The following is a 20,264-nucleotide window of genomic DNA, read 5'->3' as shown; positions in this document are numbered from 1 at the left end:
GTGTGGGCGGGGATGGCCTACCTGATCAGGCTGATAGGGGGTCATCACTTCCAGTGATCAGGCAGCGTGCGCATGCTCAAGCGTTTCCCAGCCCAGGCACGCTAAAGCCAATGTCCTCGGAACAGGCTCGCGTCCACTGCTATACCGGCTGATGCTACGCGAACTCACGCCTAAAGCTTCTGCGGCCTGTTCCAGCGTCATTCGGTGCCGCAGCCGCCAGCGAATGAACAGACGGGTATTTTCATCTGGCGCCGCTTGGGCAAGGGCATCAAGAAACAGCGTATCGGCACCTATTTGAATATCGAGCTCGGGCCACTCCACTGTCCAGCCAGCGTCGCCCAGGACTGCACCGCTGAATGCCTCGGCATCGGACAGGGGCTTGAGGCCTGGATAACACTTGAGGCTATCACGCATATCCAGCTTGAACTGCTGCCCATTGGTAAAGGTCAGTGCCAGGGCTGCACCGGAAAGTGCCTGCACAGCCCGCAGGCGGGGGCGTTTCATCGATGCCATTTATTCCACTCCTTTACCCTTTCCTACCGATAATGCACTCGCGAGTCATGAACGTATCGCCATTTTGGCGATACGCAAACAACGAAACCGTCGCCGAATATTACGACCTAGTCCGCGTCAGCCCGTCAGCGCCTCATCACTCACATCAATCGCCACATACGACGCCACCAACCGCTCCTTCGCGCTCTTGCGCAGCCGCTTGATCAGCCGCTCCTGGCGCAGGGCCTCGCCCTTGTCGGGCCAGCACTCCACGTACACCAGCGCGGTGGCGGGGCTGGAGGCGAAGAAGCGCGCGCCCTTGCCGCTCTGGTGCTGGGCGAAGCGGCGCTGGGGGTTGTCGCTAATGCCGCAGTACAGCGCGCCATTGGCAGCGCGCACCAGGTAGACATACCAGGGTTTGCAGATTGTTTGCACTTCAGTCATCGGTTCTTGCGCTCAACGGCCTGCCTGAAACCCCCGCAAGCCCTTCAACGCCTGCTGCCGGACCTTGCCCTTGAGTAGCGGCGACCAGCCCAGCAGCATGCCCGGAGTGCCCAAGGCCTGGCGCGACCAGCGCCAGAAGTCGAAGTGGTCGTGGTGCTCGCAGATCTTGCCGTCGCGGAACACGAAGCGGGCGTGGATGTGGTTGACCACGGTGCGGCCGGTCTGGCTGAACAGGTAGGTGGCCACCCAGCGCGCGGCGCCGGTGCTGTCGCCGGCGTGCACGTGGTCGAAGGTCAGGGAGAAGTCCTTGGCGCGTGCGGCCAGCATGCGCCACATGTCGCCGGCGTCCTTGCCGCGCAGCGTGCCGAAGGCCGGGTCGCTGAACACCACGTCATCGGTGTAGCAGGCCGCCATGGCCTCGGCGTCCAGGCGCTGGAAGGCCAGGTAGAAACGGGTGATCTGGGCTGCGTTGGCTTCGCTCATGGGCGGCACTCTCCTTGGTAGAGTGCCATCCTAGCAGGTCAGATCTTCTCGCTGGTGACCTGCACGTGCAACGAACGCCCGGCGCCCATGCCGGCGATGATCGCCAGGCTGCCGATCACGGCGAAGATCCAGCCCACGGCGCTCCAGCCGCCGGTCCAGTCGTGCACCAGGCCCACCGCCAGCGGGCCCATGGACGCCAGGGTATAGCCTACGCCCTGGGCCATGCTCGACAGGTTGGCGGCCACGTGGGAGTCGCTGGCGCGCAGCACGATCAGGGTCAGCGCCACGGCGAACATGGCGCCCTGCCCCAGCCCCAGCACCACGGCCCAGGCCCACAGGCCAGCCAGCGGCGCATACAGGCAGCCGAACAGCCCGGCCAGGGTCAAGCCCATCACCGTGACGATGGCGATGCGCTGGTCCTTGCCACGGGTGGCCAGCCAGGGCGCGATCAGCGAGCTGCCGAGTTGGATGATGATCGAGAACGACATCACCAGCCCCGCTTCGGCGGCGCCCAGGCCGCGGCCCATGAGCATCGACGGCAACCAGCCGAAGACGATGTAGGCCAGTGACGACTGCAGCCCCATGAACAGCGTTACCTGCCAGGCCAGGCGGTCACGGAACAGGCCGCGCACGCGGTAGGCGGCATGGTGCGCGCCGTGCTTCTGGCGTGCCTGGGGCAGCCAGAACACCGCGGCCGCCAGCGCCGGCAGCACCCAGAAGCCCAGGCCCACGGTCCAGCGGTTGTCGAATACCTCGGCCAGCGGCACGCTGCTACCGGCCGCCAGCGCGGCGCCCAGGCACAGCGCCATGGTGTAGACGCCGGTCATGGTGCCGGCGTTCTTCGGGAAGTCGCGCTTGACGATACCCGGCAGCAGCACGCCGATGATGCCGATGCTGGCCCCCGACAACACACTGCCGGCGAACAGCCCGACCACCGCGAACTGGCTGCGCAGGGCGATACCCGCCGCCAGCAGCAACAGCACGCCCAGCACCACCCGCTCGGCGCCGAAGCGCCGCGAGAGAATCGGCGCCAAGGGCGCGAACAGCCCCAGGCACAGCACCGGCAGCGTGGTCAGCAGGCCGGCAGTGGCGGCGCTCAGGCCCAGGCTGTCGGACACCTGGTCCAGCAGCGGCGCCATGCTCGACAGCGCCGGGCGCAGGTTCAGGGCCACCAGCACCAGGCCCAGCAGCAGGAGCCAGGGTTTGGGCAGGGCGGCGGGTTGGTCGGCGGAGGCGCTGAGCGTCTCGGTGGTTTGGCTGGACATAAGGCAGGTTCCTGGAATTGCAGAGGCCCCGCTTTGAATATCTATAGGTAATCGCGGGCAAGACAGAAGGGTAAAGTTTGAGGAAAGGCGTAGCAAGGTAAATTGCTAGCTATCTGTTGAGCGGTCGCCCAGGATGCCGCAAAAAAGGCGGGCAACGCCGCCCCCACAGGCCATGGCACGTTGCAACAAATGTAGATGCTGCCGCCAGGCTGCGTCGCGCCGCGCGGGCGGCGCTCGATCTCAAGGGCCCCAGAACAACATCGGCCTGCATCCAAGAGCCATGACGCGTTTTCAAGCCCCATAAAAAAACCCGGCACCAGTGCCGGGTTTTCATCACATCAACAGCATCAATGCAGAATCTGGCTCAGGAACAACTTCGTCCGCTCGTTCTGCGGGTTGTCGAAGAAGTCGTTCGGCGCTGCCTGCTCGACGATCTCGCCCTTGTCCATGAAGATCACCCGGTTGGCCACGGTGCGGGCGAAGCCCATCTCGTGGGTCACGCAGAGCATGGTCATGCCGTCTTCCGCCAGGCCGATCATGGTGTCCAGTACCTCTTTCACCATTTCCGGGTCGAGCGCCGAGGTCGGTTCGTCGAACAGCATGATCTTTGGCTTCATGCACAGGGCGCGGGCGATGGCCACGCGCTGCTGCTGGCCGCCCGAGAGCTGGCCGGGGAATTTGTTGGCCTGCTCCGGGATGCGCACGCGCTCCAGGTAATGCATGGCAATTTCCTCGGCCTTGCGCTTGGGCATCTTGCGCACCCACATGGGCGCCAAGGTGCAGTTCTGCAGGATGGTCAGGTGCGGGAACAGGTTGAAGTGCTGGAACACCATGCCCACTTCGCGGCGGATGGCTTCGATCTGCTTGAGGTCGTTGGTCAGCTCCACGCCGTCCACCACGATGCGGCCCTGCTGGTGTTCTTCCAGGCGGTTGAGGCAGCGGATGGTGGTGGACTTGCCCGAGCCCGACGGCCCGCACAGCACGATGCGCTCGCCCTGCTTGACGTTCAGGTTGATGTCTTTCAGTACGTGGAACTGGCCGTACCACTTGTTCACGCCCTGCATCTGGATAATGCCATCGGCGCCCACAGGCTGTTTGATTGCTTCGCTCATGATGACACTCCTAACGCTTGTGGCCAGTGTCCAGCTTGCGCTCCAAATGCACGGAGTAGCGGGACATACTGAAACAGAAAATCCAGAAAACGGCGGCGGCAAACACATAGCCTTCGGTGGCCATGCCCAGCCATTTGGGGTCGGCACCGGCTTGCTTGACGCTGTTGAGCAGGTCGAACAGGCCGATGATGATCACCAGGCTGGTGTCCTTGAACAACGCGATCAAGGTGTTGACGATGCCGGGAATCACCAGCTTGAGCGCCTGCGGCAGGATCACCAGGCCCATGCTGCGCCAGTAGCCCAGGCCCATGGCGGAAGCCGCCTCATACTGGCCCTTGGGAATGGCCTGCAGGCCCCCGCGCACCACTTCGGCCACGTAGGCGGACTGGAACATGATCACGCCGATCAGCGCACGCAGCAGCTTGTCGAAGCTCATGCCTTCGGGCAGGAACAGCGGCAGCATCACCGACGACATGAACAGCACGGTGATCAGCGGCACGCCGCGCCAGAACTCGATGAAGGTCACGCACACCACCTTCACCGCCGGCATCTTCGAGCGCCGGCCCAGGGCCAGCAAAATGCCCAGCGGCAACGCGCCGGCAATACCCACGGTGGCGATCACCAGGGTCAGCATCAGGCCGCCCCATTGGCTGGTGGCCACGTTTTCCAGGCCCAGGTAGCCGCCGTGCAGCAGGGTGTAGGCCACGATCGGGAAGATCACCAGGAAGCTCAGGCCATACACCGCCTTGCGTGGCACGCGCGGGATGAACAGCGGCGCTGCCCCCAGCACGGCCAGCCACACGGTGAGGTCGACGCGCCAGCGCAGTTCCTGCGGGTAGTAGCCGTACATGAACTGGCCGAACCGCTGCTCGATGAACACCCAGCAGGCGCCGGCCTTGGTGCAGTCCTCGCGGGTGGTGCCGGTCCAGTTGGCGTCCAGGAACGCCCAGCTCAGCAGCGGCGGTATCACCAGCCACACCAGGTACAGCGCCAGCAGGGTCAGCAGCGTGTTGAACCAGCTGGAAAACAGGTTGGCGCGCATCCATGCGACAGGGCCGACCGCCAGGTTGGGCGGTGGCATGTTGGGTTTGAATACATGCGACGTCATGGCCGTTTCCTCACCGCTCGATCAGCGCAATGCGCTTGTTGTACCAGTTCATCAGCAGGGAAATGCTGATGCTGATCGCCAGGTACACGCTCATGGTAATGGCGATGACTTCGATCGCCTGCCCGGTCTGGTTGAGCACCGTGCCGGCAAACAGCGAAACCATTTCCGGGTAGCCGATACCGGCCGCCAGCGAGGAGTTCTTCGCCAGGTTCAGGTATTGGCTGGTCAGCGGCGGAATGATCACCCGCAGCGCCTGGGGAATGATCACCTTGCGCAGCGTAGGCCCGGGGCGCAGGCCCAGGGAACGCGCGGCCTCGGTCTGGCCGTGGCTGACCGACTTGATGCCCGAGCGCACGATCTCGGCGATGAACGCCGCGGTGTACACCGTGAGCGCCAGGGTCAGGGCCAGCAGTTCAGGGATCATCACCCAGCCGCCAACAAAGTTGAAACCGCGCAGCTCGGGCATTTCCCAGTGCAGCGGCGCGCCGAACACCAGCGCGCTGAGCGCCGGGATCACCACCAGCAAGGCCAGGCCGACCCAGAACTTGTGGAACGGCTCGCCGGTGTCCTCGAAGCGCTTGTTGGCCCACTTGACCATCACGACGATGGCAACGATGGCCACCACCACGGCGATCAGGAACGGGTACAGGCCATCGGCCTTGAGCGCCGCCGGCATGTTCAGGCCACGGTTGCTCAGGTAGAAGGTGTTCCACAGGTTATGGCTGCCGCGCGGGCCAGGCATGGTCAGGAACACGGCGAAATACCAGAACAGGATCTGCAGCAGTGGCGGGATGTTGCGGAAGGTCTCGACGTAGACGGTGGCCAGCTTGTTGACCATCCAGTTGGACGACAGGCGTGCCACGCCGATGACGAAGCCCAGCAGGGTCGCCAGGATCACGCCGATGAAGGTCACCAGCAGCGTGTTCAGCAGCCCGATCACGAAGACCCGCGAGTAGGTGTCCGACTCGGTGTACGGGATCAGGTGCTGGGCAATGCCGAAGCCGGCACTGCGTTCAAGGAAGTCGAAGCCCGAAGTGATGCCGCGGTGTTGCAGGTTGGTCTGGGTGTTGTGGAACAGGTACCAGCCCAGCGAGACCACCGCCACGATGGTGATGATCTGAAACAGCCACGCACGCACACGTGGATCGGTCAGGGAGAACCCTTTGGGTGCGCCGATTTGATTTTGCATGAAGTGCCCCGGAAGAAAGGGAATGTAACAGCGCCTGGCGGCATACGGGCCGCCAGGCGCGGGGCTTGCTTAACGTACTGGTGGGGCGTACTGGATGCCGCCGTTGTTCCACAGCGCGTTCAGGCCGCGGTCGATGGCCAGCGGGGTGCTCTTGCCCAGGTTCTTCTCGAACACTTCGCCGTAGTTACCCACTTGCGAGACGATCTTCACTACCCAATCCTTTGGCAGCTTGAGGTCCTTGCCGTACTCGCCGTCGCCGCCCAGCAGGCGTGCCACGTCAGGGTTCTTGGTGGACTTGGCTTCTTCCACGACGTTCTTGGAAGTGATGCCAGCCTCTTCGGCGTTGAGCATGGCGAACAGGGTCCACTTGACGATGCTGAACCACTCTTCGTCGCCTTTACGCACCACCGGGCCCAGGGGCTCCTTGGAGATCGTTTCCGGCAGGACCACGTAGTCGCCCGGCGAGGCCAGCTTGGAGCGCTGTGCGTAGAGCTGCGACTTGTCGGAGGTCAGCACGTCGCAACGGCCGCTTTCCAGGGACTTGGCGCTTTCGTCGGAGGTGTCGAAGGTGATCGGGGTGTACTTCAGGCCGTTGGCGCGGAAGTAGTCCGAGACGTTCAGTTCGGTGGTGGTACCGGCCTGGATGCAGATGGTTGCACCGTCCAGTTCCTTGGCCGACTTCACGCCCAGCTTCTTGTTGGCCAGGAAGCCAACGCCGTCGTAGTAGGTGACACCGGTGAACATCAGGCCCATGCCGGCGTCACGGGAGCTGGTCCAGGTGGTGTTGCGCGACAGCACGTCGATTTCCCCGGACTGCAGGGCGGTGAAGCGCTCCTTGGCGTTCAGCTGGCTGAACTTGACCTTGGTGGCGTCGCCGAACACGGCAGCGGCCACGGCGCGGCAGACGTCGGCGTCGATGCCCTGGATCTTGCCGGTGGAGTCCGGAACGGAGAAGCCAGGCAGGCCATCACTGACGCCGCACTGAATGAAACCTTTCTTCTGAATCGCGTCCAGAGTGGCGCCTGCCTGGGCAAAGCCGCTTACCCCCAGAACGGTGGCGGCGGTCAGGACAGCCAGGGTGGATTTCAGCATTTTCATTCAAACCTCCAAATTGCTCTTGTTGTGTCGAGCTGTGTTCTGCCGCACCCTTTTGAGGCGATTTCGACCCGTTGCTGGCTTGTTTTTGGGTCAAGCGGTACAGAACTCATTTTTTGATTGTGTAAGTGCAGTTCACCTTCGGGATTCCTGCAAACTCACGGCTCCTTGATCGGTCGAACAGATGAGGCGTTATGGTTCGCCCCTGTCGTTTCGCATGACCCGTGGAAGGGCTGCAATCCGCTTGAATACCATCCCGCTTTCGCCATGGGGCGTACAGCCTGATAGTGTTACCGGATACATCTTTCCTTCCACTTGGCGGATACATAGCAAAGCGCGTACCACGTTACAGAGCGCAAGCGTTTCAGCGCCCGTCAATAGGAAAACGTGTAGCCTTGCGACATCTTTTTCCGGTATCGCCCCGATACGCCCTTTTGCAATGCACTTTATGAGAGCGTTCGCCCAATTTTGGAGCAGTCATGAGCAACCCGATGATCCTTGAACCTACCCAGCCAGCCGACGCCTGTGTGATCTGGTTGCACGGCCTGGGCGCCGACCGCTACGACTTCCTGCCGGTGGCCGAGGCCCTGCAGGCCAGCCTGCCCGGCGCCCGCTTCATCCTGCCCCAGGCGCCCACGCGCCCGGTGACCATCAACGGCGGCTATGAAATGCCGAGCTGGTACGACATCAAGGCCATGACCCCGGCGCGGGCCATCGACGAGGCGCAACTGGACGAGTCGGCCGACATGGTCAAGGGCTTGATCGAAGCGCAAGTGGCCGCCGGTGTGCCAGAACAGCGCATTTTCATCGCCGGGTTCTCCCAGGGTGGCGCCGTGGTGCTGCACACCGCGTTCCTGCGCTACCCGGGCACCCTGGGCGGGGTGCTGGCGCTGTCCACCTACGCGCCCACCTTCAATGAGCAGGTGCAACTGAGCGCCACCCAGCGCGCCACGCCGGTGCTGTGCCTGCACGGTGACCAGGATGACGTGGTGTTCAACGCCATGGGCCGCAGCGCCCACGACCACCTCAAGCAGTGGGGCGTGGCGGTGGAGTGGCTGGAATACCCGATGGGCCATGAAGTGGTGATTGAAGAGATTCGCGACATCGCCGCGTGGCTCGCAAAGAAACTCGCCTGAAATAACATCCCGTAGCCGCTGCCGCCAGGCTGCGCTGGCCCGCGTGAACCCTGAAGATCTACAGCGTGGCACAGGGCAAGCGCAGCCTGCGGCAGCGGCTACGGCGAGGTTGCAGCCCTGTGTATCGGCAGCTGCTACTACGCGCCCGATTCTTGCATTACACTGCCCCGCGTACATTCCTTAATCAAATATAATGAGAAGACCGTGCTCAAAGCACTCAAGAACCTGTTCGGAAAAAGCGAGGCTGAGCCGCTCGCAGCCGAAATGACTGCTCCTGTAGCACCGAGCCCAGCTCGGGAAGCGGCCATCCCCACGCCCGTGGAAACCATCAAGGAAACCGAGACCCTGTCAGCCCCAACGCCCGCCCCCGCCCCCGTTACCAACGCCGAAGCCGAAGCCGAAGCCGAACTGGTCAAGCCCTCCCCCCGCGAACGCAAGCCCAAGCCGGCCGCCGCGCTGTGGAAACTGGAAGACTTCAAGGTCGAACCCCAGGAAGGCAAGACCCGCTTCCACGACTTCAAGCTCTCCGCTGAGCTGATGCACGCCATCCACGACCTGGGTTTCCCCTACTGCACGCCCATCCAGGCGCAGGTGCTGGGCTACACATTGAAGGGCAAGGATGCGATCGGCCGCGCCCAGACCGGCACCGGCAAGACCGCGGCGTTCCTGATTTCCATCATTACCCAGCTGCAGCAGACCCCGCCGCCCAAGGAACGCTACATGGGCGAGCCACGGGCGCTGATCATCGCCCCCACCCGCGAGCTGGTGGTGCAGATCGCCAAGGACGCGGCCAACCTGACCAAGTACACCGGCCTGAACGTGATGACGTTCGTCGGCGGCATGGACTTCGACAAACAGCTCAAGCAGCTGGAAGCCCGCTACTGCGACATCCTGGTGGCCACCCCGGGCCGCCTGCTGGACTTCAACCAGCGCGGCGAAGTGCACCTGGACATGGTCGAGGTGATGGTGCTGGACGAAGCCGACCGCATGCTCGACATGGGCTTTATCCCGCAAGTGCGCCAGATCATTCGCCAGACCCCGCCGAAAAGCGAGCGCCAGACCCTGCTGTTCTCCGCCACCTTCACTGACGACGTGATGAACCTGGCCAAGCAGTGGACCACCGACCCGGCCATCGTCGAGATCGAGCCGGAGAACGTCGCCAGCGAAACCGTGGAACAGCACGTCTACGCCGTGGCCGGCAGCGACAAGTACAAGCTGCTGTACAACCTGGTGAACGACAACGGCTGGGAACGGGTGATGGTGTTCGCCAACCGCAAGGACGAAGTGCGGCGCATCGAGGAAAAGCTGGTGCGCGACGGCGTCAACGCCGCGCAGCTGTCAGGCGACGTGCCCCAGCACAAGCGCATCAAGACCCTGGAAGGCTTCCGCGAAGGCAAGATTCGCGTGCTGGTGGCCACCGACGTGGCCGGGCGTGGGATTCACATCGATGGCATCAGCCACGTGATCAACTTCACCCTGCCGGAAGACCCGGACGACTACGTACACCGTATCGGCCGTACGGGCCGTGCGGGCATGAGCGGCGTGTCGATCAGCTTCGCCGGCGAGGACGACTCCTATCAGCTGCCGTCGATCGAGGCGCTGCTGGGGCGCAAGATCAGCTGCGAGATGCCGCCGACCGAGCTGCTGCGCGCCGTGCCGCGCAAGCATTCCTGAAACACCGCGGCGACGCCATCGCGACTAAAGTCGGCTCCTACGCTGTCCGTGGTAGGAGCCGACTTTAGTCGCGATGCAGACGACGCGGTCTAAAGAAGGTCGCAGCTAAGCAGGCAAGTCCCAGCGGTCAGCCGCCTGGTTGTCGCTGGCCTTGCCCTCTACCCAGCGCTCCCCTGCCCCGGTCTGCTCCTTCTTCCAGAACGGCGCGCGGGTCTTCAGGTAGTCCATGATGAAGTTGCAGGCGTCGAACGCCGCCTGCCGGTGGGCGCTGGCCACGCCGACGAAGACGATGGGCTCGCCCGGCGCCAGGGCGCCGATGCGGTGCAGCACCTCGACCTTCAGCAGCGGCCAGCGCTGCTCGGCCTCCACCACGATCTTGCCCAGGGCCTTCTCGGTCATGCCCGGGTAATGCTCAAGGAACATGCCGGCCACATCCAGGCCATCATTAAAGTCCCGCACGTACCCCACGAAGCTCACCACCGCGCCCACGCCGACGTTGGCAGCGTGCATGGCGTTCACTTCCACGCCTGGGTCGAACGGCTCGGGCTGCACACGAACGGTCATGGTCAACCCCCGGTCACGGGCGGAAAGAACGCCACTTCGTCGCCGTCGGCCACCGGCTCGTCGAGCTTGCACAGGTCCTGGTTGCGCGCGCACATCAGGTTGGCTTCGCCCAGCACGCTCCAGTTGCCGCCGCGTTCCAGCAGCTCCTGGCGTACGTCTTCGAGGGTGCTGAAGGTGCCCACCAGCGCTTCGCCATCCATGCCCATGGCTTCACGGTAACGGGCGAAATAAACGATGTTGACGTTCATGCCTGCTCCGCCTGGTAGTGGCCGCTCTTGCCGCCGATTTTCTCCAGCAGGCGCACGCTCTCGATGGTCATGCCCTTGTCCACGGCCTTGCACATGTCGTAAATGGTCAGCGCGGCGACGCTGGCGGCAGTCAGCGCCTCCATTTCCACCCCGGTCTGCCCGGCCAGCTTGCAGCGCGCCACGATCAGCACGGCGTCGTCGCCGTCGGCGCTCAGTTGCACCTTGACGCTGGTGAGCATCAACGGGTGGCACAGCGGAATCAGGTCGCTGGTCTTCTTCGCTGCCTGGATGCCAGCAATGCGCGCCACGGCAAACACGTCACCCTTGGGGTGGTCGCCGTCGACGATCATCTGCAGGGTGGCGGGCAGCATGCGCACCCGCGCCTGGGCCACGGCTTCGCGGGACGTCACGGCTTTTTCGGTGACGTCGACCATGTTGGCATGGCCTTGGGAATCGAGATGGGTCAGCACTTGCCTTGCTCCTGGGGGCGGAGGGGGGATTGTAAACCCGGGGCGGTGGCGATGCACCTGCGGGACTGCCGTCGGATATTTCCCGGCGTTGCTTCGGATTTGTCCGGCTTCCCGTTGCACGACAGCCCGCAATAATCCGGGCTTTCCTGGTCCTCCGGAGCATCGTCATGCCAGATCTCATACCCTTGGCGCGCTTGCGCGCCCTGCTGCTCGGGCTATTGTGCCTGGGCCTCGATACCGCCTTTGCCTCGGAGGTGCTGATCAGCGCGCGCGTGGAGGACCAGAAGCTCGTAAACACCACCCCGCGGTCCAGATGGTGCTCGATCTATAATCTGTGTTCGGGCCATAACACCATCGATGTCCCCTTCGAGATGAGCAAGCAAATCAACCTGGCATCTCCGGATGATCGTGATAAAGCGTACGTGCACCTGCCGCCGCGGCAAAGCTTTACCCTGACCAACCGCTCGACCCAGGAAACTGCGAGGATGCAGTTGGGCTACCGCTTCGTCAGCATGAAATACACCTACCAGACGCAAGATGTTATCGGAAGGAGCGTCCGTAATTGCCGATTCGAAAGCGTCAGCGGCAGCCCCAATGCAAGCAAATTCCTGTGGTCGGTGTACAACTCCGATGCCCCCGCCGCCTGCGTTTCCGTGGCCGGCTCCAGCGATGAGCTGCAGCTATCTGTGTTCAACGAACTGATGCTTACGTACCTTGCTGACTTTCCATCCGCGGCATCCCTGAGCCCTGGCATCTGGGAGGGTTACATCGACTACCCCATCGGCAGCTCCAACGGCTTCGACTTCGGCAACGTCTTGCAGCTCAGCAGCAACAACATCCGCTTCCGGGTCGAAATCCAGGTGAAGCACGACATGCAGGTGGAATTTCCCGCCAGCGGCAGTACAGTGGAAGTGATTCCTCCGGGCGGCTGGAAACAGTATGAGACCACCAACCAGATACCGCCGAAGCTGGTCCATGACAGCCCGTTGAAGATCTGGGCCGCCAGCCCGTTCGCTGTCTACGTGACCTGCCAATACAGCCCGAATCCCACGCACTGCGCCATGCAACACCCGCGCGTCACGGACCGGGCAGCGGTGTATACCACACTGACCCTGCCGGCCACGTTCAACTTCAACGGCCAGCCGGTGACTCGCCTACCCCTGGGCGTTGGCGCAGCCAATGCAAAAATGATCACCCCCGTGGGCAATGTCTCCAGCCAGCCGGGGCAGGTGCATTTCGAGGTGCCGCAAAGCGACATCCGGCGGATGTTGACGTATTTTCGCGGGGCGACCTACAGCGGGGACGTGACCTTGATGTTTGACGTAAACATTTAGGGAAACGCCGCCATTGCCTGCGCAATGGCGGACGTTAACTGCAACATGCGTTACAGATGCGACTCCGCGTACTCCGCCAGAATCGAGCGCGGTACCCCTTGAAGGGTGATGTGCACCCCATTGGGGAAGTCCTTGAAACGCTCGGTCAGGTAGGTCAGGCCCGAGCTTGGCGCCGACAGGTACGGGGTGTCGATCTGCGCCAGGTTGCCCAGGCAGATCACCTTGGAACCGGCGCCGGCACGGGTGATGATGGTCTTCATCTGGTGCGGCGTGAGGTTCTGGCACTCATCGATCAGGATCAGGCTCTGCTGGAAGCTGCGGCCACGGATGTAGTTCAGCGACTTGAACTGCAGCGGCACCTTGCTGAGGATGTAGTCGACACTGCCGTGGGTGTTTTCATCGTCCATGTGCAGGGCTTCGAGGTTATCGGTGATGGCCCCCAGCCAAGGTTCCATCTTCTCCGCCTCGGTGCCCGGCAGGAAGCCGATCTCCTGATCCAGCCCCTGCACGCTGCGCGTGGCGATGATACGGCGGTAGCGCTTGCTCACCATGGTCTGTTCGATGGCCGCCGCCAGGGCCAGGATGGTCTTGCCCGAACCGGCGGCGCCGGTCAGGTTGACCAGGTGGATGTCCGGGTCCAACAGCGCGAACAGCGCCAGCGCCTGATGAATGTCACGCGGTTTCAGGCCCCAGGCTTCCTGGTGCAACAGCGGTTCCTGGTGCAGGTCGAGCAGCACCAGCTCATCGTCCTTCACGCCCTTGATCCAGCCGACGAAGCCCTGCTCATCAATGACGAACTCGTTGATGTGCACGGCCGGCAGCTGTTCCTGCAACTGCACGCGGTGCCAGGTGCGGCCATGGTCCTGGCGGGTTTCGACCTTGCTGACGCGGTCCCAGAACGAGCCGGTCATTTCGTGGTAGCCGCGCGACAGCAGGGAGACGTCGTCCACCAACTGGTCGGTGCTGTAGTCCTCGGCCGCGATGCCGCAGGCACGGGCCTTGAGGCGCATGTTGATGTCTTTGGTGACCAGGACCACGTCCCAGTCTTTCTTGCGTTGGTGCAAGTCAACCAGCTGGTTGATGATGATGTTGTCGTTGAGGTTGCCCGGCAGCACGGTGGTAGGCGGGCCGCCCTTGGTCATGAGAATGGACAGGAAACCTTTCGGTGCACCCTTGCCACGCTGGATCGGCACCCCCAGCTCCACGTCCGCAGGGCAGGCGTCGCCCAAGGTCTGGTCGATCAGGCGGATGGCTTGCCGACACTCGGCAGCCACCGACTGCTTGCCGCTCTTGAGCTTGTCCAGCTCTTCCAGCACCGTCATGGGGATGGCGACGTGGTGTTCCTCGAAGTTCAGCAACGCGTTTGGATCGTGGATCAGTACATTGGTATCGAGCACATAAAGGATTGGCTTGTCGGAAGAAATGGTGCGTCCTTGATCATCCATACTCGGTCACCTTTGAGAGAGCCGTTCGACGCAATACCTGAACGGTGCTGCGCCGCGAAGTGACCGCCGTTTCCGCACCTCCCAGAGGGCTGTGGACGTGTGGAACTGCAACTGCGGTGGGCCGGGTGACGACGCCACCTGTGCTGCAGGGTTCGGCGATCTAACTTCGTAATACCGCAAAACCCATGACGTTAAAAAGCACTTTGACGCTTTTTTGAAGTTTATTTTTCTGCATGACGAATAACGCTTGGCGTGGGTCAAAACCACCGGTAAAGTCAGAAGTCCACCCCCCTCCTGCTGCCCTGGAAATTTTACCGTTCCAGCCTCGCCGTGCCCGTAAACATTGGCTGTGACGCCCGGTTACTGAAACTGCCGGCAATCCTGCCAGCCGATGCCCGCCTGGGCCGTCTGGGTGAGCAGCCAGGGCAACGCCACCTGCACTTTGGCCTGGGTATCGTGAAAATCGATCACGCCATGGCGCCACAACAGCATCAGGGTCAGCACGCGCTGGGCGCTCTGCTCGGCGGTGAGCTGGGCGTTGCTGTCCTGGGAGTCGATGTCCCACAGCGCCACCTTCATCTGTTGCGTGCCCAGGAAGGTATCGGCGTCGGCGCGACGGGTGCCGTAGGGCGGGCGGAACAGCGGCACATAGTTGTCCGGCAGTTCGTTTTCCACCAGGGTGGTGCTACGGGTGATGGAGCCCTGCCAGTCGTTCCAGTCGGCGTGGGAGCGGTACTGCCAGCCCTGCACGCCCACGCACTGGCCTTTATAAAGAGCAACCAGGCTGCCCGGCTCGCCCTTGTCGCGACGGTTGCTGAAGCTCTGCCCGAGCACGAAGAAGGTGGCGTTGATGCTCTGCTTGCGCAGGTAGTCGGTGACCCATTCGGTGCCGCCCACGGCGACGCTGGGGCCACTGTCGAACGTCAGCAGGAACACCCGGTCGTTGAAATCACTGCCGTTCAGCTCATTATCGGAGATTTTCAGCACTTCGCTGCTGATCTGTGGCGCCAGCGCAGCCTTGCGCAGCAGCTCGTCGACGTAGATCAGGTCGAACACCCGCGCCGGCGCCCCCCAGTTGGCATAGAAGGAATCCGGCGCCACGGCGAAATTGTTGGCCTGGGTGCGCAGGTCGTCGAGGCTGTCGATGGCGAAACAGAATGAAGCGTCCTGGTCGCAGCTCTGCTGCGCCGCGTCGTAGTTCTTCCACAGGCGCTGCCACAGCTGCTGGCGCAGGTCGTTGATGGCCACCATGTTCACCGTGCGCAGGTCCAGGCGGTCGGCCAGGTCGGCTTCGCCCAGGGCTTCGGATTGCAACAGCACGTGGGCGAACATGAGGATTTCCGCACGCGAGGCCACGTCGAACAGCGCCGGGGTGCTCAGCGTCTCGGGCCAGGCGCTGCGCTCGATGGTGGCGACCGGCGGCGGCACGGCGGCCTGGGCGCCAAGGCTGGCAAGGGCGGCAAATAGCAGGCAGGCAAGGCGCAAGGGCGGATCTCCATCCAAGGGGGCGGTGCCATGATAGACCGCGCGGGCGCCGGACGCAGCCTGCGGCAGCTGCTACGGGGCGGGGAAACCCTCCCTGTAGCAGCGGCCGCGGGCCGCGTCCGGCAGCACCGCCGATCCTCTATCGCCCTAATAGATGGAGTTCCCCGCCCCCACCCCCTAAAATCGCGGCCACGATAAATGGAGACGATTTCATGCTGACGGTGATTTCCCCCGCCAAGACCCTGGATTACGAAACGCCCCCCGTAACCGATCGCTTCACCCAGCCGCAGTACCTTGACCACAGCCAGGAACTGATCCAGATCCTGCGCGAGCTGGCCCCGGCGCAAATCAGCGAGCTGATGCACCTGTCCGACAAACTGGCCGGCCTGAACGCCGCGCGCTTCGGCAGCTGGAACCCGGCCTTCACGCCCGACAACGCCAAGCAGGCCCTGTTGGCCTTTAAAGGCGACGTGTACACCGGCCTCGACGCCAACAGCCTCACCGACGCCGATTTCAGCTACGCCCAGGACCACCTGCGCATGCTCTCGGGCCTGTACGGCCTGCTGCGCCCGCTGGACCTGATGCAGCCCTACCGCCTGGAAATGGGCACCAAGCTGGCCAACGCCCGCGGCAAGGACCTGTACGCCTTCTGGGGCACGCGCATCAGCGAATGGCTGAACGACACCCTGGCTGAGCAGGGCGACGACCTGCTGCTGAACCTGGCCTCCACCGAGTACTTCTCGGCGGTCAAGCGCACGGCCCTCAAGGCCCGCATCATCAACACCGAGTTCAAGGATTTGAAGAACGGCCAGTACAAGATCATCAGCTTCTACGCCAAGAAGGCCCGGGGCATGATGAGCCGCTTCGTCATTCAGGAACGCATCAACGACCCGCAGCAGCTCAAGCAGTTCGACCAGCAGGGTTACTACTTCAGCGCCGAACAGTCGAAACCCGACAATCTGGTTTTCCTGCGCGACCACCCCGCCGACTGAGCCTCCTTTCGGTGCACCGTTTTGTCCTACAAAACGGGCACCGCTACCCCTGCAAAAAAGTGCAGAGTGCCACCACCCGCCAACCGAATGGCGTCAAATAGTCGTCAAATTAGATGATTGCCGTCCTTCATTCAGCTCCCGTTCAGAAAACTTCGCTTTTTTTGACGACTTTTTTTTGAATGCTGGCACAAAAACATGATAGCTCCGCAAGTCCCCAGCCCCGCAGGATAAAACCCTACAGTGCTATCAGAATGAAAGCATTTGTAACCATGAATTTCTTGAAGATTTTGTCATCCGAGCGGAATGACATCAGGAACTAATTTCAAATCCAATAGCTCATACCACCCGTAACGATTCTCGAGCGCTATGTGAGAGATGACCTACAGCGAAACAGGGAACGATTCGAGCCTTATCGTTCGAACAACTTGCAAACAACGGTCATGGTTATGACCGGAAGTTGATCTCAGGAGAGAACGCACCAAAAGTAATCTTTGACATGGCCACGCCAGAGCCTCGTATACCGAGCTCCTGCAAAGCGTCTTAGTGCTTGATTTCATTGGCGGATAGCCAAGACAGCAGTCAGCACTGCAAGCTAGGAAGTCGTCTTTGTACTACAGGCTGGCTACACACTAGGGCACAAGCCCACGACACGGCCACGTGCTGCGCTACTTGAGTGCATTATTGCGCACTCACTTTTAAATATATGCCTGCAAGCGGGAGCATGACATTCAATTGTCACACTTCCGAGTGCGCGAATACTGCTGGTTAATTAAACCCGGTCTGGCTCTTACTTGTTTGAGTCGGCGCGATAACACATGAGGTGAATGCGATGCGTATCAGCATCTTCGGTTTGGGTTATGTCGGTGCAGTCTGTGCCGGTTGCCTGTCTGCACGCGGTCACGACGTGGTTGGCGTGGATATTTCCAAGGCCAAGATTGACCTTATCAACAACGGTAAATCGCCTATTGTCGAACCGGGTCTGGAAGAGCTGTTGGCACAGGGAATTCAAAGTGGCCGCCTGCGTGGCACCACCGACTTCTCCGAAGCCATTCGTGACACGGATCTGTCGATGCTGTGCGTCGGCACGCCGAGCAAGAAGAACGGCGACCTGGAACTGAACTACATCGAATCGGTGTGCCGTGAAATCGGTTTCGTGCTGCGCGACAAGACCACCCGCCACACCATCGTGGTACGCAGCACCGTGCTGCCAGGCACCGTCAAGAACGTGGTGATCCCGATCCTCGAAGACTGCTCGGGCAAGAAGGCCGGCGTCGACTTCGGCGTGGCCGTGAACCCCGAGTTCCTGCGCGAATCCACCGCCATCAAGGACTACGACCACCCACCGATGACCGTCATCGGCGAGTTCGACACCGCCTCCGGTGATGCCCTGCAGTCCCTGTACGAAGAGCTCGACGCGCCGATCATCCGCAAGGACATCGAAGTGGCCGAGATGATCAAGTACACCTGCAACGTGTGGCACGCCACCAAGGTCACCTTCGCCAACGAAATCGGCAACATTGCCAAGGCAGTCGGCGTCGATGGCCGCGAAGTGATGGACGTGGTCTGCCAGGACAAGGCCCTGAACCTGTCGCAGTACTACATGCGCCCAGGCTTCGCCTTCGGCGGCTCGTGCCTGCCCAAGGACGTACGCGCCCTGACCTACCGCGCCAGCTCCCTGGACGTGGACGCGCCGCTGCTCAACTCGCTGATGCGCAGCAACGTGTCCCAGGTGCAGAACGCCTTCGACATCATCTCCAGCCACGACAAGCGCAAGGTCGCCCTGCTGGGCCTGAGCTTCAAGGCTGGCACCGACGACCTGCGCGAAAGCCCGCTGGTAGAGCTGGCCGAGATGCTGATCGGCAAGGGCTTCGACCTGAAGATCTACGACAGCAACGTCGAGTACGCCCGTGTCCACGGCGCGAACAAGGACTACATCGAATCGAAGATCCCCCACGTGTCGTCGCTGCTGGACTCGGACTTCGAGGGCGTCATCGACAACTCCGACGTGATCATCCTGGGCAACCGCGACGAGAAATTCCGTGCGCTGGTGCAATCGGTGCCACACGGCAAGCAGGTCATCGACCTGGTGGGCTTCATGCCCAACACCACCTGCCCGGAAGCCCGCACTGAAGGCATCTGCTGGTAAGGCCTACGGGCCTGCCGGTTCGCCGGCAGGCCCGCTCCCCTACCCCGCAATGACCGACAATCGATACGGACGCAGATCATGCACAGGCTAAAACACGGTCTACTCCAGGCCGCCGGATGGTTGTTCTACCTGACATTGCTGATGGCACTCGCCCTGGCGTTGCCAACCACTCTTTTCGACTCGCAGTCGAAAGACTTCATTTTCCTGATTGGCGCCGTGGGTATCTGGCGCTATTCGATGGGCGCCACGCACTTCGTGCGCGGCATGCTGTTCCTGTACGTGGTGTACCCGCACCTGCGCCGCAAGGTCCGCAAGCTGGGCGCCGCGGCAGACCCCAGCCATGTGTTCCTGATGGTCACCAGTTTCCGCATCGACGCCCTGACCACCGCCCAGGTGTACAGCTCGGTGATCCGCGAAGCCATCAACTGCGGCTACCCCACCACCGTGGTGTGCTCGCTGGTGGAGATGTCCGACGAACTGCTGGTCAAGGCGCTGTGGGCCAAGATGGCTCCCCCTGACCGCGTCTCCCTGGACTTCGTGCGCATCGCCGGCACCGGCAAGCGCGACGGCCTGGCCTTCGGCTTCCGCGCCATCTCCCGCCACCTGCCCGACGACAACGCGGTAGTAGCGGTGATCGACGGCGACACCGTGCTGGCCGACGGCTGCGTGCGCAAGACCGTGCCCTGGTTCAAGCTCTACGACAACGTCGGCGGCCTGACCACCAACGAGTTCTGCGAAGTGCGCGGCGGCTACATCATGAGCGAATGGCACAAGCTGCGCTTCGCCCAGCGCCACATCAACATGTGCTCCATGGCCCTGTCCAAGCGCGTGCTGACCATGACCGGGCGCATGTCGGTATTCCGCGCCACCGTGGTCACCAACCCCGAGTTCATCGCCGACGTGGAAAGCGACTCCCTGGAGCATTGGCGCCTGGGCCGCTTCAAGTTCCTCACCGGTGACGACAAGTCCAGCTGGTTCAGCCTGATGCGCCTTGGCTATGACACCTTCTACGTGCCCGATGCCGCGATTAACACCGTGGAGCACCCGCCCGAGAAGAGCTTCCTCAAGGCCAGCCGCAAGCTGATGTACCGCTGGTACGGCAACAACCTGCGCCAGAACTCCCGCGCGCTGGGCCTGGGCGTACGCCGCCTGGGGGTGTTCACCAGCATCGTGCTGTTCGACCAGCGTGTGTCCATGTGGACCAGCCTGCTGGGCCTGACCGCGGCCATCATCGCCACGCTCAAGTTCAACATCGCGTTCCTGCTGGGTTACCTGCTGTGGATCGGCATCACCCGATTGATCCTGACCATCATGCTGATGTGCTCGGGCCACTCGGTAGGGCCTGCCTATCCGGTGATCCTGTATTACAACCAGATCGTCGGCGCGATCATGAAGATCTACGTGTTCTTCCGCCTCGACAAGCAGTCCTGGACCCGCCAGCCCACCGTGCTCAAACGCGATCTCGCGAGCTTTCAACAATGGTTCAACACCTGGTCTTCACGGACCATGACGTTCTCGGCCGCCAGCATCTTCGTGGCTGTGCTGTTCGTGATGGTGTGAACCGGACACTAATGGATTAACC

At 62.3% G+C, this 20,264-nt stretch carries 19 protein-coding genes; 6 read left to right on the top strand and 13 right to left on the bottom strand.

Going from position 1 to position 20,264, the window contains the following annotated elements; genetic code table 11:
• Positions 1 to 57: 57 nt before the first annotated feature.
• The 8 genes from RAM80_RS22525 to RAM80_RS22490 form a co-directional block, all read right to left on the bottom strand.
• Positions 58 to 513 carry a DUF2442 domain-containing protein gene (locus RAM80_RS22525; RefSeq protein WP_416422631.1) on the bottom strand — a complete coding sequence of 152 codons (456 nt, stop codon included), beginning with the start codon at positions 511 to 513 and terminating at the stop codon, positions 58 to 60.
• A gap of 117 nt (positions 514 to 630) precedes the next feature.
• A complete protein-coding gene (locus RAM80_RS22520) occupies positions 631 to 936 on the bottom strand; it encodes a GIY-YIG nuclease family protein (protein ID WP_416422630.1) in 306 nt (101 codons plus the stop codon).
• A gap of 12 nt (positions 937 to 948) precedes the next feature.
• Positions 949 to 1,419: a nuclear transport factor 2 family protein gene (locus RAM80_RS22515; protein WP_416422629.1), complete on the bottom strand. Its 471-nt coding sequence runs from the start codon at positions 1,417 to 1,419 to the stop codon at positions 949 to 951.
• A 38-nt stretch (positions 1,420 to 1,457) separates the two neighbouring features.
• The gene (locus RAM80_RS22510; protein ID WP_416422628.1) at positions 1,458 to 2,684 is read right to left on the bottom strand and encodes a CynX/NimT family MFS transporter; all 1,227 of its coding nucleotides are present in this window, start codon (positions 2,682 to 2,684) and stop codon (positions 1,458 to 1,460) included.
• Between the two features lie 347 nt (positions 2,685 to 3,031).
• Positions 3,032 to 3,796, bottom strand: a complete 765-nt coding sequence (locus RAM80_RS22505) for an amino acid ABC transporter ATP-binding protein (RefSeq protein WP_158157103.1) — start codon at positions 3,794 to 3,796, stop codon at positions 3,032 to 3,034.
• A 10-nt stretch (positions 3,797 to 3,806) separates the two neighbouring features.
• Positions 3,807 to 4,904 (bottom strand): amino acid ABC transporter permease, encoded by a 1,098-nt coding sequence (locus RAM80_RS22500; RefSeq protein ID WP_416422627.1) that lies wholly within the window; start codon positions 4,902 to 4,904, stop codon positions 3,807 to 3,809.
• A gap of 10 nt (positions 4,905 to 4,914) precedes the next feature.
• Entirely contained in the window at positions 4,915 to 6,093 is a 1,179-nt protein-coding gene (locus RAM80_RS22495; RefSeq protein WP_416422626.1) for an amino acid ABC transporter permease, read from the bottom strand.
• Positions 6,094 to 6,162: 69 nt separating this feature from the next.
• On the bottom strand, positions 6,163 to 7,191 hold the full coding sequence (locus RAM80_RS22490; RefSeq protein ID WP_416422625.1) for an amino acid ABC transporter substrate-binding protein: 1,029 nt from the start codon (positions 7,189 to 7,191) through the stop codon (positions 6,163 to 6,165).
• A gap of 476 nt (positions 7,192 to 7,667) precedes the next feature.
• On the opposite strand from RAM80_RS22490, the gene RAM80_RS22485 reads away from it, so the two are divergent.
• Together RAM80_RS22485 and rhlB are read left to right on the top strand one after the other, a co-directional pair.
• A complete protein-coding gene (locus tag RAM80_RS22485) occupies positions 7,668 to 8,324 on the top strand; it encodes an alpha/beta hydrolase (RefSeq protein ID WP_416422624.1) in 657 nt (218 codons plus the stop codon).
• Positions 8,325 to 8,528: 204 nt separating this feature from the next.
• Positions 8,529 to 9,998, top strand: a complete 1,470-nt coding sequence (gene rhlB, locus RAM80_RS22480) for an ATP-dependent RNA helicase RhlB (RefSeq protein WP_416422623.1) — start codon at positions 8,529 to 8,531, stop codon at positions 9,996 to 9,998.
• Between the two features lie 105 nt (positions 9,999 to 10,103).
• Here the strand turns inward: rhlB and moaE are convergent, their stop codons facing one another.
• From moaE to moaC, 3 genes are read right to left on the bottom strand one after another with little or no spacing between them, the layout of a single operon-like run.
• Positions 10,104 to 10,562 carry a molybdopterin synthase catalytic subunit MoaE gene (moaE, locus tag RAM80_RS22475; protein ID WP_416422622.1) on the bottom strand — a complete coding sequence of 153 codons (459 nt, stop codon included), beginning with the start codon at positions 10,560 to 10,562 and terminating at the stop codon, positions 10,104 to 10,106.
• Positions 10,563 to 10,564: 2 nt separating this feature from the next.
• Complete coding sequence (locus RAM80_RS22470; RefSeq protein ID WP_416422621.1) at positions 10,565 to 10,810, bottom strand: MoaD/ThiS family protein; 246 nt, start codon at positions 10,808 to 10,810, stop codon at positions 10,565 to 10,567.
• On the bottom strand, positions 10,807 to 11,280 hold the full coding sequence (gene moaC, locus RAM80_RS22465; protein ID WP_416422620.1) for a cyclic pyranopterin monophosphate synthase MoaC: 474 nt from the start codon (positions 11,278 to 11,280) through the stop codon (positions 10,807 to 10,809). The genes RAM80_RS22470 and moaC overlap by 4 nt, the downstream gene beginning before the upstream one ends.
• A gap of 167 nt (positions 11,281 to 11,447) precedes the next feature.
• Here moaC and RAM80_RS22460 point away from each other — a divergent pair, with 167 nt between their 5' ends.
• On the top strand, positions 11,448 to 12,614 hold the full coding sequence (locus RAM80_RS22460) for a hypothetical protein (protein WP_416422619.1): 1,167 nt from the start codon (positions 11,448 to 11,450) through the stop codon (positions 12,612 to 12,614).
• 50 nt (positions 12,615 to 12,664) lie between these two features.
• Here RAM80_RS22460 and RAM80_RS22455 read toward each other — a convergent pair whose 3' ends face one another.
• Both RAM80_RS22455 and RAM80_RS22450 read right to left on the bottom strand, forming a co-directional pair.
• A complete protein-coding gene (locus RAM80_RS22455; RefSeq protein ID WP_416422618.1) occupies positions 12,665 to 14,059 on the bottom strand; it encodes a PhoH family protein in 1,395 nt (464 codons plus the stop codon).
• A gap of 360 nt (positions 14,060 to 14,419) precedes the next feature.
• Entirely contained in the window at positions 14,420 to 15,544 is a 1,125-nt protein-coding gene (locus RAM80_RS22450) for a polysaccharide deacetylase family protein (RefSeq protein WP_416422617.1), read from the bottom strand.
• 212 nt (positions 15,545 to 15,756) lie between these two features.
• Between RAM80_RS22450 and yaaA the strand changes: the two genes are divergently transcribed.
• The 3 genes from yaaA to alg8 all read left to right on the top strand — a co-directional run bounded on the left by yaaA (position 15,757) and on the right by alg8 (position 20,242).
• Entirely contained in the window at positions 15,757 to 16,536 is a 780-nt protein-coding gene (gene yaaA / locus RAM80_RS22445; RefSeq protein WP_416422616.1) for a peroxide stress protein YaaA, read from the top strand.
• A gap of 829 nt (positions 16,537 to 17,365) precedes the next feature.
• Complete coding sequence (locus RAM80_RS22440) at positions 17,366 to 18,682, top strand: nucleotide sugar dehydrogenase (protein WP_416422615.1); 1,317 nt, start codon at positions 17,366 to 17,368, stop codon at positions 18,680 to 18,682.
• 78 nt (positions 18,683 to 18,760) lie between these two features.
• Positions 18,761 to 20,242 carry a mannuronan synthase gene (gene alg8, locus RAM80_RS22435; protein WP_416422614.1) on the top strand — a complete coding sequence of 494 codons (1,482 nt, stop codon included), beginning with the start codon at positions 18,761 to 18,763 and terminating at the stop codon, positions 20,240 to 20,242.
• Positions 20,243 to 20,264: the final 22 nt, after the last annotated feature.

This window comes from Pseudomonas sp. App30, from assembly GCF_047947025.1.
Classification (GTDB): domain Bacteria; phylum Pseudomonadota; class Gammaproteobacteria; order Pseudomonadales; family Pseudomonadaceae; genus Aquipseudomonas.
The sequence above is the reverse complement of the archived record's forward strand: the minus strand, read 5'-3'. Positions and strand labels throughout refer to the sequence as shown.